General features: G+C 45.7%; 11 protein-coding genes. 6 read left to right on the top strand and 5 right to left on the bottom strand.

Going from position 1 to position 13,860, the window contains the following annotated elements:
- The first annotated feature begins 273 nt into the window (after nucleotides 1-273).
- From JMA39_RS14380 to JMA39_RS14365, 4 genes are all read left to right on the top strand, one after another.
- The gene (locus JMA39_RS14380) at nucleotides 274-1,335 is read left to right on the top strand and encodes a GGDEF domain-containing protein (protein WP_202722550.1); all 1,062 of its coding nucleotides are present in this window, start codon (nucleotides 274-276) and stop codon (nucleotides 1,333-1,335) included.
- A 378-nt stretch (nucleotides 1,336-1,713) separates the two neighbouring features.
- Entirely contained in the window at nucleotides 1,714-2,751 is a 1,038-nt protein-coding gene (gshB, locus tag JMA39_RS14375; protein WP_202722549.1) for a glutathione synthase, read from the top strand.
- Nucleotides 2,735-4,714 carry a flavohemoglobin expression-modulating QEGLA motif protein gene (locus JMA39_RS14370; protein ID WP_202722548.1) on the top strand — a complete coding sequence of 660 codons (1,980 nt, stop codon included), beginning with the start codon at nucleotides 2,735-2,737 and terminating at the stop codon, nucleotides 4,712-4,714. The genes gshB and JMA39_RS14370 overlap by 17 nt, the downstream gene beginning before the upstream one ends.
- Nucleotides 4,715-5,210: 496 nt before the next feature.
- Nucleotides 5,211-6,287 carry a PQQ-dependent sugar dehydrogenase gene (locus JMA39_RS14365; protein WP_237732843.1) on the top strand — a complete coding sequence of 359 codons (1,077 nt, stop codon included), beginning with the start codon at nucleotides 5,211-5,213 and terminating at the stop codon, nucleotides 6,285-6,287.
- 295 nt (nucleotides 6,288-6,582) lie between these two features.
- Here JMA39_RS14365 and ppiC read toward each other — a convergent pair whose 3' ends face one another.
- Entirely contained in the window at nucleotides 6,583-6,861 is a 279-nt protein-coding gene (gene ppiC / locus JMA39_RS14360; RefSeq protein WP_202722546.1) for a peptidylprolyl isomerase PpiC, read from the bottom strand.
- A gap of 199 nt (nucleotides 6,862-7,060) precedes the next feature.
- Here ppiC and JMA39_RS14355 point away from each other — a divergent pair, with 199 nt between their 5' ends.
- On the top strand, nucleotides 7,061-7,840 hold the full coding sequence (locus tag JMA39_RS14355) for a CLCA_X family protein (protein ID WP_202722545.1): 780 nt from the start codon (nucleotides 7,061-7,063) through the stop codon (nucleotides 7,838-7,840).
- Nucleotides 7,841-7,912: 72 nt separating this feature from the next.
- Here the strand turns inward: JMA39_RS14355 and JMA39_RS14350 are convergent, their stop codons facing one another.
- Nucleotides 7,913-8,260 carry a DUF3718 domain-containing protein gene (locus JMA39_RS14350; RefSeq protein ID WP_202722544.1) on the bottom strand — a complete coding sequence of 116 codons (348 nt, stop codon included), beginning with the start codon at nucleotides 8,258-8,260 and terminating at the stop codon, nucleotides 7,913-7,915.
- Nucleotides 8,261-8,554: 294 nt separating this feature from the next.
- Entirely contained in the window at nucleotides 8,555-9,592 is a 1,038-nt protein-coding gene (gene pyrC, locus JMA39_RS14345; RefSeq protein ID WP_202722543.1) for a dihydroorotase, read from the bottom strand.
- Nucleotides 9,593-9,794: 202 nt separating this feature from the next.
- Between pyrC and JMA39_RS14340 the strand changes: the two genes are divergently transcribed.
- The gene (locus JMA39_RS14340; protein WP_202722542.1) at nucleotides 9,795-10,514 is read left to right on the top strand and encodes a pseudouridine synthase; all 720 of its coding nucleotides are present in this window, start codon (nucleotides 9,795-9,797) and stop codon (nucleotides 10,512-10,514) included.
- 100 nt (nucleotides 10,515-10,614) lie between these two features.
- On the opposite strand, the gene JMA39_RS14335 is transcribed toward JMA39_RS14340, so the two are convergent.
- Both JMA39_RS14335 and JMA39_RS14330 read right to left on the bottom strand, forming a co-directional pair.
- Nucleotides 10,615-12,762 (bottom strand): cation:dicarboxylate symporter family transporter, encoded by a 2,148-nt coding sequence (locus tag JMA39_RS14335; protein WP_237732842.1) that lies wholly within the window; start codon nucleotides 12,760-12,762, stop codon nucleotides 10,615-10,617.
- Nucleotides 12,763-12,935: 173 nt separating this feature from the next.
- Nucleotides 12,936-13,853 (bottom strand): LysR family transcriptional regulator, encoded by a 918-nt coding sequence (locus JMA39_RS14330; RefSeq protein ID WP_202722540.1) that lies wholly within the window; start codon nucleotides 13,851-13,853, stop codon nucleotides 12,936-12,938.
- Between the last annotated feature and the right edge of the window lie 7 nt (nucleotides 13,854-13,860).

Here is a 13,860-nt window from a genome sequence, read left to right as displayed (position 1 = left end):
ACAGAATGATTTTTTAAAACGGCATTCAGTAATGTCAAAACGCAGCCAATAGGCTGCGTTTTTTATGCTAGAAATATTATAGGGTGTTTGTTTCGATAAGTTGAAATTTTTGATTACTTAAAGGTCTGATTATCTGTTTTATCAAGGCCTAATCGGTAAGCATATCGCTACATATATTAGGCTATTTACTTGACCTTATTCTAATGTGTCGTATTTTGTGTATTAGGTGCCTTTGTTCCAAAGCTTAAATTTTTGTATTAAAAAGGTCGCATTATGGATAGCTTAACCTTTTCAGTTAAACATCGGGATAAAGATCGTTTGGATCTATACAAGCATAGGCGTGTACTGGCTTTCATTCTGCTTGTCACCCTTGTTACTTTTGTCCCCTTGGGGATTAAAAACCTCTTTATCGGTGAGCTTGGCTTAGGCTTTTTTCTGTTGGCTTTTGAGCTGAGTTTAATTATCGAAGTCATCGCTATTTTTCGTTTAAAGCGTCAACTTATCGGGTATTTCCCCCCACTGTTTTTACTGTGTATATCGATAGTGTTGAGTATCCATACTTTCGGTACGTTAGCGACTTACTGGGTGTTTCCTGTCGTTATGACCATAGTGTTTATGGTGCCAAAAAAAATGGCGATGTTGACCAATGCACTGATTATTTTCGGCTCGGCGCTAGCAGCGATTCCACATCAAGCTTATATGGTCACTCTACGATATGTCTTGGCGCTGCTGATATGTGTATCTATTGCGCATGTTGTGATTGGAGCTATGCGAAAGTTACAACGAGATTTGCGTGAACTCTCAATAAAAGATTCATTAACTGGAGCGTTGAACCGTTATCAGATGGATGATTCCTTATTGATGGCAAGTGAAAACGCCAAGATGGGGCTGGGAACCTGTATTGCCCTCATCGATATCGATAACTTTAAGCTGGTGAACGATCTACATGGTCATGATATGGGTGATAAAGTGATAAAGGTTGTCGTCGAACGGATTAATATGAATTGCAGAAAGAGCGACCTGCTTTTTCGCCTCGGAGGCGATGAATTCTTGCTGTTATTCGACAGCACCAGCGTTGAGAGCGCGGTGGCAGTGGCTCACACGATCAATAACAAAGTGATTGAGGGCATAACCAAGCTATACCCCGAAGCCTCAGGAGTGACACTTAGCATAGGTATTGCTGAATCTATCGCAGCTGAAGAGCCTGAGCTTTGGGTTAAACGTGCCGATTTAGCCCTATATGATGCGAAACACTCGGGAAGAAATCAGATAAAGGTTTATGCGCCTGAGCACAGTCGTACCACTTCAAAAGCGGTTATAGCAGCATTGGGTTAATAGATATTCAGATTGTTTTTTGCCATTAGCAGCGATAGAACGTCACTCATAGACAGGCCTTTAGCCCAAGTTTATGCATGATGACAAAGTCCTGAAAAGGCCATGCTATAGGGGCTTGATGGTTGTCGACTAGTTGTGTGATTAGTGAATGAATTTATTTTATTTTGTGGGTATATTTTTATATTCCAATTGCAAAATTTGGTGTAAATTAGCGACACCATATCTAGTACAACTTGTATTGATAGATAGATGCCATAGTCCGATTTAGGTCATATTTCACCTAAGTCATTGTGTTGTTTATTTTGAATACTCTACACCTCCCCAAGCCACCATCTGGCCCAAGATCTTTAGAGCATTCCGTTTTATAAAGAGATCCCATTGAATATTCTATTTTTGATGTACCCGTGGTCTACTATTGTGCCTGAAACCGACACCACACTGAGGTTAATTCATGAGTGTGTTGCAAGGGGGCATACCGTTGCGCTGGCTACCACAAGTAATTTAACCATGCGTGACTCTGAGGCGAGTGCGTTTTGCCAAGTATTCAATAAAGAGCAGCCTACGCCGAGCAATATTGTCTCTTTCTATAAGAAGGCTGAGTTTAAAAAGGTGCAGTTGCCGCTTGCAGGGTTTGACAGCATCTTTATGCGTGCGAGCCCACCGCTCGACCCGATTGCGCTCAACTTCCTCGATTCGGTACGCGATGATGTGTTTATCATGAACGACATCGATGGCCTGCGTATTGCCAATAATAAGCTGTATACCGCGTCATTTGATGATCCAAATAATACCTTCATTCCGGTCACTCATGTATCTAAGACGCCAGAGTATTTAGAGCAGGTACTGCGTGAGTCCAAGACCGATAAGATGATCATGAAACCCTTAGATGGTTTTGGTGGTCAGGGGGTTATTCTCGTTGAGAAAGCGGCGCAGAAGAGTTTCCACTCGCTGCTGCAGTTCTACATCAATAGTGGCAAAGGTGGTAATTACGTTATTTTGCAAGAATATGTTGAAGGCGCCGAAGAGGGCGATGTGCGTATTCTCATGCTAAATGGTGAGCCTATTGGTGCGATGAAGCGTGTGCCAGCACCAGGTGAGGTTCGCTCAAATATTCATGCCGGTGGCAGTGTGGTGAAGCATGTGCTGACTAAAAAAGAAAAGGAGCTGTGCAAGCATATAGGACCTAAGCTTGTGCGTGATGGTTTGTTCTTTGTCGGCATTGATGTGATTAACGAAAAGTTGATTGAAGTAAACGTGCAAAGCCCTGGTGGCATCATGCGTATCAACAAGTTAAACAGCGTTAAGCTTCAGAAGAAAGTTATTGATTTTATTGAAGGTGTAATCGATGCCAAAGAAGCATTGAACACCAGAAAAACTGAATTTAGAAAGGCGATTGAAGATGCTCAGGTTATCTGAAAAAGAGTGTATAGCGTTAATTAATAAAGGCGAATGCTTCCATGCGGAAGTTGAAGCAGGTTCATTTACAGTAAAGATTGATGAATACTCTCCGTTTGTGTGTACCGCTATTCATAACGGTCACCATTTACGTGATGAGCTGAAAAACAACTGTAAATTAACCGCTGAGGAGCGCCTATACGCTGAGGCACCCTATACCGCTGACATGTTGTCCTCTTTCCCGATCGTATTGACTGGTAATGACTCACGTTTTGAATATGACTTGAATCGCCCAAAGTCTCATTCAACCAACTATAAGACGGCTTGGAAAAAACCATTAACCACTAAGCAGCGTAATGAAAGCCATGCTAAGCATCAGTCTTTCTATAATGTACTGAGCGCCTTGGTTGCACGTTTAGAGAAGCAGTTTAATAACAGTATTGTATTTGACGTGCACTCATATAATTACCAGAAAATTGAAGGTGATACACCGACCTTTAATATTGGTACCAGCCAGATAGATATTGAGCGCTGGGGCACGACCTGCCAGAGTTTTGAGAAACAGTTAAGCAAGATTGAGCTGCCAAACCTTGATGTTCGCGCCGCACGAGACGAAGTTTTCCAAGGCCGTGGTTATCTTATCGCCCATGTGAACGCCCATTTCGACCACACGCTAGTGTTACCACTTGAAGTGAAAAAAGTCTTTATGGATGAAACCACAGGTGAGTTATACCCGCTGGTTTTAGAAGAGCTTAAGGCAGGGGTTAAGCAAGCTATCTCAGAAACTGCGGCTTACTTTATGCGCCGTTTTGGTAAGCGCAAGTCAGTAAGAAATGTCGATCTGCTGTCATCAACGCTGCCACCTGAAATACTGTCGCTTGATAAGAGCCTATTTAAGCTGGCCAGTAACGTTGCGACGCTGAAATATATTAACCCGATTAATATTGCCAGTGAGCGTAAAAAGTTCTTGGCGCGTAAAGGTGCTGCTGCGCCTGAGTTTAGCTACAAGCAGCTAAACCTGAATCCATATCAGTTCCGTGAGCAGTTATATAAGCTGCCTGTCTCTAATATCATGGACGCCGATATTCAGCAGCTTTATCGTCACGTGATCGATAACTTAGCCACTAAAATTGATCTTTTATGCTCAATTGGAACAGACGAGTTTGTCTATAACTCGCTTAAGTATTACGGCCAGCCAGATAAAGAAGATATCGCCAATGCCGAGTTCCTGTTGCGTGCACCTGATATCGAGGGGGATGACGAGGAAGCGATTTATGATTCTGCCTATGCGGTGAAGTCATTCCAAAAGCAGGCCGATGAATGGGGCCTTAAGTGTAAGGTTGAAAAATCGACACGTATCGTAGCTAAGGCGATGGTAAACAACGAGCGCGGCAGCCTGTTAATCAACAAAGATGCCATGTTTACCAGCAAAGAGTTAGTCGCTTTTGCTTACCATGAGCTAGGTGTGCATATGCTCACCACTGTGAATGCTCGTCGCCAAAAGCTAAGAGTGTTGTCACTTGGTTTAGTGGGCAATACCCATACTCAAGAAGGTGTGGCGATTTATAGCGAATATTGCTCGGGCAACTTAACCCTTAATCGTCTTAAGATCTTGGCGCTGCGCGTTATCGCGGTGAACTTGATGCTAGAGCAGCGTGACTTTTCGATGACCTTCCAAACGTTGAAACGTGAATATGGTCAAACCACAGAGCAAGCCTTTACCTTAACGACTCGCGTTTATCGCGGCGGCGGTTTAACTAAAGACTTTCTCTACCTCAAGGGCTTTAGAGATATCGTTAACTTAAGTAAAACCACCTCGTTAGATAACTTATTAGCGGGTAAAGCGGGGACGCTGGATTTACCTATTCTGAACGAAATGGTTGAGCGTAATATGTTAGAGCGTCCTACGCCATTATTTGAGCTTAAGCACAAGTCGACACCTGAGACAGCCGTAATCGATTACCTTATTTCAGCAATTCGTTAATCCAGTTTGCTGCTAATCGATAGTTGATAGTTGATAGAAAGTCGAACGCCTTGCTGCTGATGCCGCAAGGCGTTTTTTTATCTATGGCGGTTAGAGCTGAGACGGAAAAGCAGGTGCTAGGGAAAACAAAGCTGATCGGCCTGCGGCCTAACGGAATGCTCAGAAGGTTCGAGGTTCTAGGAAAAGCAAAGAAAGGTCCTAGGAAATGCAAAAAGCAAAGACGATGAAAGCTGAGACGGGAAAAGCCGGTTAAAAGCAGGGAGAAGCGGTGTTTGTTGTAGGTCGGGCTTTAGCCCGTCACGCTTTTGATTTTCCTAGCAGGGCGAAGCCCGTCCTCGCAGCGAAGCGACCTAGAACCTAGGGCCTAATAGATGTAGATGTCCTCTCTCAATTCCAACTTGAATCTTAAATAGACTGCTTTATGCTGGTTTTAGAACCTAGAACCTAGAACCTAGAACTTAATTATAAAAGTAATTAAAAAAGGACAGGTATGTCGATGAAAGTGACTCAAACTATCAGTTTGTTGATGTCTGCTCTTATGCTGGTAAGCAGTGCTCAAGCACTTGAAGCCGAAAAGGTGGCTAGTGGGTTGAGTGTGCCTTGGGGCTTAGCCTATGTTGACCCGCAAACCATGCTGGTGACAGAGAGACAAGGCGTGGTAAAGCGTGTAAACCTTAAAACGGGTAAGCATCAAACATTGTTTACGCCAGAAGGTGTGTGGGCCCAAGGGCAGGGCGGTTTACTGGATATCGCACTATCTCCTTTTGAAGCTAACAAAGTTTACCTGACTTACAGCAAAGACATTGGTGGCGAGGGCGCCACGACACTTGCTCAAGCGACTTACAAAAACGGTAAGCTTACTGATTGGCTAGATCTGTTTGTATCAACTTCGCGCACAGATACCAGTAGGCACTTTGGTAGTCGTATTACCTTTGATAAGAATAGTCTCTACTTCTCAATTGGTGATCGTGGTGTACGTGATAATGGCCAAGATACGCTAACTCATGCAGGTTCCATTTTACGCTTGAAACCAGATGGCAGCACGCCTAGCGATAACCCTTTTATTGATAATAAAGCCGTGCTTGATGAGATCTGGAGCTACGGCCATCGCAACCCTCAGGGCTTATTTTTTGATACTCAAAGCCAAAAGCTGTGGTCAATTGAGCATGGCCCACGTGGTGGTGATGAGATCAACTTAATTAAAAAAGGGGCTAATTATGGGTGGCCAGTAACCTCCCATGGGAAAGAGTATTGGGGACCAATAAGCGTTGGCGAGGGTAAATTAAAAGAGGGGATTGAACCGCCAGTAAAGGTGTATGTTCCTTCTATTGCCCCAGGCAGTCTGGTGATGTATCACGGTGATAAATTTCCAGAGCTTGATGGTAAGTTATTGGCGGGGGCATTAAAGCTGACCCACATCAATGTGGTGACGATTAACGACGTAGACAAAGCGGTTGCTGAGCAGCGGCTCATGTCAGAGCTAGGCGAGCGAATTAGAGACATTGAAGTGTCGCCACAAGGGGATATCTATTTCAGTACCGATAGCGGCAATCTTTATAAGCTTAAGCGGTAAAGAAGGTGCTAGGTTCTAGGAAAAGCAGGTCCTAGGAAGAGCAAAGACGGGAAAAGAAAAGACGAACGGCCTACGGCTTTACGAACGTGACTGCGTCACTTACGGAACGCTGCGCTAACGGAAAAGCTGGAAAAAGCTGAGAAAGGGCCTAGGCTCTAGGAAAAGATGGTCCTAGGAAGAGCAACGACGAACGGCCAAAAAACATATTCTATTCTGTAGGTCGGGCTTAAGCCCGTCAAGCTTGTGCTTTTCCTAGCAGGGCGAAGCCCGCCCTCGCAGCGAAGCGTCCTAGAACCTAGGTTCTATAAAGGATCTTTATCACATGCCAACCGAACTTTGTTTTCACTAGATGCGGGGTGATTAACTCGCCTGTGAAGCAGACTTTATCAAATTGAGGCACCATCTGCCCTTTCTTAAATTCGCCTAAACTGCCGCCTTTTTTGCCCGATGGGCAGGTAGAGTGCTTCTTGGCGAGTACGTCGAATTTAGCCCCTTTGTTAAGCTGCTTGATAATGTCTTCGGCAAGTGTTTGGTGCTTAACCAAAATGTGTAGTGCGGCTGCGGTGCGTGCCATGATAAGGCCTATATGATCTGAAACTAATGTGGGCGATTATATCGCTTATGGCATCGCCTAAGCTAGCCTTAAGGCGAAGCGGATAATTTGTGGCGATGGATTATCGCGATAGAATTATAGTAATTGCTAGTCAGGATCGGTTATCGCTTTATAATTGATGCCACAAAAACTCAGAACTTTACCAACAGGGAACTCATAGGTGCTAAAAAGCCGCAGCTACAAGCGTATAGGTCCCGATTACCGCTTCGACGAGCAGGTCAGCTTTGTCGATATCAAACAGGTATTTGGTCTTGGCCATATCCGCCTAGGTAAGTGGGTTGAAAATGAGGAGCGCGACAAGGCTGCTAATCTGATTTTTGACTCTTTGGCCGACTTGGCTTTTATCTTAAAACTTCCCCCTAAGGCGCTGGGGCTGCGCGAAACCTTGAACCTTGCCTTTGGCAGTGGCGGTCAAAAAGGCGTACAAGCCCATTATGCTCCGCAGCGGCGTGAGCTAGCACTGGCTAAAAATGCCGGCGCGGGAGCACTGGCGCATGAGTTCTGGCATGCGTTTGACCATTACATCGCTTCTAAATCTTTTCATATCTCACCGCGAGGGATCTCTTTTGCCAGCCACAGCTGGATTGCCGATGTTAAACCGATTCAGCATCCACTTAACCGGCGTTTAGATCGTGTGTTTGAGGTGAGTATGCTCAGTGAAAATGGCGAGGATGGGTACGATTATGTTAATCGTGCCATTGCACTGGATAAACAGTATGGTACTCAGTATTTTTCACGGCCAACCGAGCTAATGGCGCGGGCGTTTGAGTCCTGCATCGAATCTTACCCAGATATCACTAACCCCTACTTGGTAGATGAAACGTTAAAGTCCCCCCTGTTTGATGCGGGTGGTTACCCGACCCTTGAGCACAGGGCGCAGATCTTCAATGCGCTTATCGCCTATTTTGAGCCATTAGGGGATGCATTGGGGCGGGAGTAACCCTTGTCTCAGTAACTTAAATCTCAGCAGGCCTGATGAAAAGGTTAACTCCCTTTTCATCAGGCTTGAGCGTTAGAAAATGACAGAATAGCCGACGTCTTTCGAGTCTGTCATTGCAAGGTCGGTAATTGATGTGCTGCCAGAGCTATTATATGGCGCAATCTTATTGGCTACTTTAGTGGCACCATTTGAGATCGCAAAATCGTGGAAACTCTGACCGTTACAGACCAGCCTTGGAAACACCCTGTGTTTGTTTATCTTATTTTCCTGCATGGTTCTGCTATAAAGAAGCAGGTTATCGCTTAAAGCAGTCTTACAGACGGCAATTAGCTTTTTCTCTAAATTGGGTTCCATTGCAGCTGATGCATTAAAGGTGATTGAGGTCAGTACAATCGCGGTTAATGGTAATAGTTTCTTCATCGGTTGCTCCTTGCGTTATGGACTTAAAATAGCTTTAAGTTATGCGTTTGCATGGAGGCATTTAAGCGCAAGGCAATGAAAAAAGATGTGCTAACTTTGTATTCAAATGTATCTTTATCTTATTTTCAATTCAGCCGATGTCTTGAGGTAACAGTGTGTGTATTTGGCGCTGATATGGATACATTTAGACACATAGCTAGCTTTGCTATTATCTCAGGACGGAACACAGTTAAAAAACAAAAAAGCCTGCAATGAGCAGGCTTTTTTTAGCATGATTGGCGTAGTGCTCCGCGTTTAAGCAGTTTTCACTTTCCAGTTCACCTCTTCACCAGCAAAGAATGGCACAATTGGGTTACCGTTTGGCAAGATGATCTCGCTCGGTACTGTCCATTTCTCTTTGACTAGGGTAACGGTACTGGTGTTGCGCGCTAGGCCGTAAAAATCTGGGCCATGCTTACTGGCAAAGCCTTCTAGCTTGTCCAGTGCACCTAAGTCATCAAATACCTGTGCGTATAGCTCTAATGCACTCCATGCACTGTAACAACCCGCACAGCCACAAGCCGATTCTTTACGATGCTTCTCGTGCGGCGCAGAATCTGTACCTAAGAAGAACTTGCTCGAGCCTGTCGCAACGGCTGCGCGTAGCGCCTCTTGGTGAGTACTGCGCTTAAGCACAGGTAAGCAGAAGTTGTGTGGACGAACGCCGCCAACTAGCAGGTCATTGCGGTTTAGCAGTAAGTGCTGCGGGGTAATCGTTGCCGCTACATTGTCAGCAGCCTCCATCACAAACTCAGCCGCATCTTTAGTGGTGATATGCTCGAATACCACTTTAAGAGTTGGGAATGATGCAACGATGCGCGCAAGGTAGCGTTCGATGAACATAGCTTCGCGGTCGAAGATATCGATATGAGATTCTGTCACTTCACCGTGAACCAGTAGCAACATGCCGTGCTTTGCCATGGCTTCGAATACTGGGAATAGCGCATCGAGGGCTTTTACTGCGGCGTCAGAGTTAGTCGTCGCGCCTGCTGGATAAAGCTTTGCGGCAACAACACCTGCGGCTTTGGCATCGATGATGTCTTGCTCTGTGGTGTTGTTGGTTAGAAAGATCGTCATTAGCGGTTCAAAGGTTGAACCCGCTGGTCGTGCCGCCAAAATACGCTCACGATACTCAGTTACCATCTTTGCATCGGTGACAGGTGGTAAAAGGTTAGGCATCACAATCGCACGTTGAAACAGGCGCGCAGTGGCGGGAACCGTTTCTTGTAACATATCGCCATCGCGAAAATGTAAGTGCCAATCGTCAGGGGTAAGTAGGGTGATCTGCGTCATTGTGGGTTCCTAAGCGTTTACGACAAAGTAAATAGGCTTTTTTATGCCTTTTCTTAGCCGGGTATTGTGCCTGAAATCGCACCCGCTTAACAGCTCAACCTCTACAGGACTGGATAAATACTGGCATTTTTAAAATGAACCCTTGTGCAATTTGTGTAGCTTGCGATAATTCTGTCGTAGAAAGAAGTGATAGCTGAGTGATATGCGTCTAGATAAATTTATCTGCAAGAGTACCGAGCTTAACCGCAGCCAGGCGAGTGAGTGCATAGAGCGGGCTGAAGTTAGTGTTAATGGTGAGGTCATCACTGATGTTCGCTTTCAGGTACATGAAAGCAATGAGGTGCGCTATCGAAGACAAAGGTTAGTCGCAAGGCCATCGCGCTATATCATGTTGCATAAGCCGCTCCATACTCTCAGCTCCAATGTTGATGGCGACTACCCAAGCCTATTCCGCTGCATCGATATTGAAAGGGTGGAAGACTTGCACATTGTTGGGCGGCTCGATGCCGATACCACGGGTTTAGTGTTACTGACCGACGATGGTCGCTGGTCATTCGATATTATCAGGCCCGATAAACAGTGCGAGAAAACATACCGAGTGACTTTGCGAGATCCCATTATTGATGATGCAGTAGAGATGGTTGCTAGGTTTGCACATGGGCTGCAATTGCAAAATGAGCAAGCACTTACCCTGCCAGCTAAGCTGGAGCTAGTGACTGAAAAAGAGGTGCTACTGACCATTACTGAGGGCAAATACCATCAGGTTAAGCGGATGTTTGCCGCGGTGGGTAATCGGGTCAACGGCCTACACAGAGAGAAAATTGGTGATTTGAGCTTAGATCTTAAGGTCGGTGAGTGGCGTTATCTAAGCGAGGGTGAGGTGCATCAATTGTCGACTCCGACGCCGCAATCGAAAGCCTAAAATAGAAAAGCCCTTAATCGATATCGATTAAGGGCTTTTTAATGGAGACTTTTCTCAACTGCAGACTTGTTTACTCTTCTAAGCTCTAGCCTATCAAACCTTAGTCAACCCAGTGCAATACATCACGCATAATCGACCAGCGTGGCTGCTCTTTTTCAGCGCCTTTACCGAGCATCCAGTAATCATAGATACCTTCTTGAGTACCATCGACTTTACGTAAACGCTGCCAATTGTTGATGTAGTTGAGCAGCGATTGGTTAGACTGCGCGACAGCGTACGCCACGGGATAATGGGAGTTACTCTCTAAAAGTGCAATGCCGTAACCCGGGAAGAACAGGGTCCAAGCAGAGCCAGCTTGGGCGCTAATGACCACCGCATCATACTTGTGCTTCTTCTGCCTAAAGAAGTCTTTATAGCCCTCTATTTTGACGAACTTAAGATTAGGGGCAAAGAGTTTGGCCTCCTCAATCGCATCGCTGTGTTCAACATAAGCGATAGTCATGTTATGCATCTCTTTGATTTTTTCGTTGCTCTTAAAGTCGTTCACCAGGTGGTCTTTAGTGGCGATGGCAAGGTTAAGCTCTAAAATGGGGTTAGCATAGCTAAGTGCATCCATCTGCTCGATATCCATGGCGAGGCCAGACATGGCTATATCGAAAAATCCCGCCTTCAGCGATGCGGCTAATTGGTCTTTTTTAAAGGGAATAAATTCGATTTTAACCTTTAAGTCTTCGGCAAGTTTTGTGGCCATAGCGGTATCAAAGCCAACCAATTGCCCCGCGTTATTGTAATAACTAAAGGGCACATTACTGGGGATGTAGCCGACTCGGAGTGTGCCTGCATCTCGAATTGCTTGGACGCTGCGAATAGGTGTTGAAGGCGTTTTGCCTACAATCGGGAATTGCTTTTTAACCTTGGTCGGCACCTTATCGGCCACTTGCATATTAGCGATAACCCCACTGGTGATCTCTGGGCTATGGATAAATATCCCCATGCCGATGCGGCAAACAATCAAGGTCAACAATACGCTGGCGCCGATCCCTATGCCCATTTTTAGCAGCTGTGGCGGACGCAGCTTAAGTGACTTTTGAAACAGGGATGCCGTCAGCAAAGTCAGTACAAATAGGTTCATCACTGCGGCAATAGAATTAAACTTACCGGTAATAAAGCCTGACATGACAAATAGCTGGAACAGGTCGGCTGGCAGTTTGACTAAGTCGAGCATAAAGGGGATCGCGACATACACGCTGCCAAATAGCGCTAAAAGACCACTAATTGAAAGAGATGGAATACTGGCTACGTCCACTGGCGTGCCGTTAAACCAACCGGCAAAATAGACAAACATGATAACCGTTAACTTACCGATATTGGGGAAGGTGAAGGCAATCGGCACCAAAATTTCAATTAAGGTGGCACCGTCTTCACATAAGTCGTCGTGTTCGCGCATTACCTGCTTACACTCTTCAACAATCACAGGGATCACGATGAAGATATTACCCGTGGCAAAGGCGGTCACTAGGCTCGATTTCGAAATTCGTAGCGCTTGGGCAAAGGTGATCGGTGTTAGCGAGGCGACAATCCAGGGCAGCACCCAGAAGGTTAGCAGTAAACACAGTACAAAATAGCTGATCAGGTAAACCTGCATGCTGGCAAATTCATCCACGCCCATGGTACCTGCCGCCGAAGCGGACATGGCAAAAATACCGATTGGTAGAATTTTGACTAGCCCCTGAGTGATGCGCGAGAAGATCTCAGAGCTGGTGTGCATAAAGGTTAATATTTGCTGTTTATTTTCGCCCTGCATGCCAATCAGTGCTAGCCCCATAGCGATACTAAATACCACCATGGCAGGCACATAACCATCGGCCATCGACTCAAAGGGGTTTGATGGAATATATAGCTTAAAGTAATCGATAGGGGTGACAGGTTCGATACTGCTGGTACTAAAGAAGGAGGCCGATTCAATAACGGGGAAAGAGAGCGGCATCAAGGCGATCATGACGATGGCTAACAGCCAGAGCAGTAACATGATAAGGCCTGCGCGGCTAAAGATAAGTTTAGCGGTACTCTTTTGTAATTTGCCGATACCGCCAACCAGCGACACAACGATATAGGGCAGTACAGTCATCTGCATCAGCAGAATAACGCTAGTGCCAATGGTGCCCATCCAGCCAACGGACTCGCCGAAAAACAGGCCGACACCAAAGCCGACAAACATGGCTACTAACATCTGGGTTGAGCTGGTCATTGCAAGAATTTTCTTTAGCACACAATTCACCTAAGTTGTTTGTCCCCAAAGAATGCGCCTTGGCTCAATGTAACTTTGCCGTGGGGTAGGAAGGCTGATTTATTATAAGTTTTCCGCCGGTTAACTTTAAAGCGATAAATTTAAAAAATAGTCATAAAGATTAACATTGCCAGCTATTTATCTCCTTTCTTTATATCGTGAGAGGAAAAACGCTCGGCAGCGAGATCGATAAAGGCTCTGACTTTAGGTGATAGATGTTTGCGGCTTGGGTAAACCACGAAGACGTCGATGTCGGCACTGGGAAAGTTGTCAAAGAGGATCTCAAGCTGGTCGCTCTCGAGTGCACCTTGCATATAAAAACTCGGTAAGCGGGTTATACCATGGCCAGCCAAGGCCATGCTCAGCTGCATCTCGCCATTGTTACAGAGGATCTTAGGTCTAATATTCACTACAAAGTGTTTGCCATCATGATCAATATAATCCCATTTGCTTGGTTGTTTATGGTTGGAGTAACAGATCCCGTTATGGGTTTCTAGCTCTCTGGGATGGTGAGGCTTTCCGTGGCGAGAGATGTACCCTTTCGAGGCCACTGTATAGGCTTTACAGCTATAGAGTCTGCGGCTGATGAGGCTCGACTCTTCAAGCTGCGCCGATGCCCTAATCACTAAATCATACCCATCGGCAATCACATCGGTGCGCTTATCACTTAAATCTAAATCTAGGCTGACATTGGGGTAACGCTGCAGGTATTCGCTGATAATAGGCTTGAGGTGGTTCTGGGCAAAACCAACAGGGCAGCTGATCCTCAATACTCCGCGGGGGCTAATATCATGTTGGGTGATTAAGCCGATAGCTTGTTCTGCATCGCTTATTAGTTGTAGACATTGCTGGAAATAAGCCTCCCCCTCAGGGGTTAAGCCAATAGAGCGGGTAGTACGGTTGAGCAGTCGCACTCCGAGGCGCGCCTCTAGCTTATTGACTTCTTTACTCACATAGGAGGTGGAGTGTCCCAGCACCTCTGCTGCAGCCGAGAAACCACCACTCTTAACCACCTGTGTAAAAATCACGATACCGTCAAACAGTTTATTCATTATCACA

The organism is Shewanella schlegeliana, assembly GCF_016765635.1.
GTDB lineage: Bacteria > Pseudomonadota > Gammaproteobacteria > Enterobacterales > Shewanellaceae > Shewanella > Shewanella schlegeliana.
The sequence above is the reverse complement of the archived record's forward strand: the minus strand, read 5'-3'. Positions and strand labels throughout refer to the sequence as shown.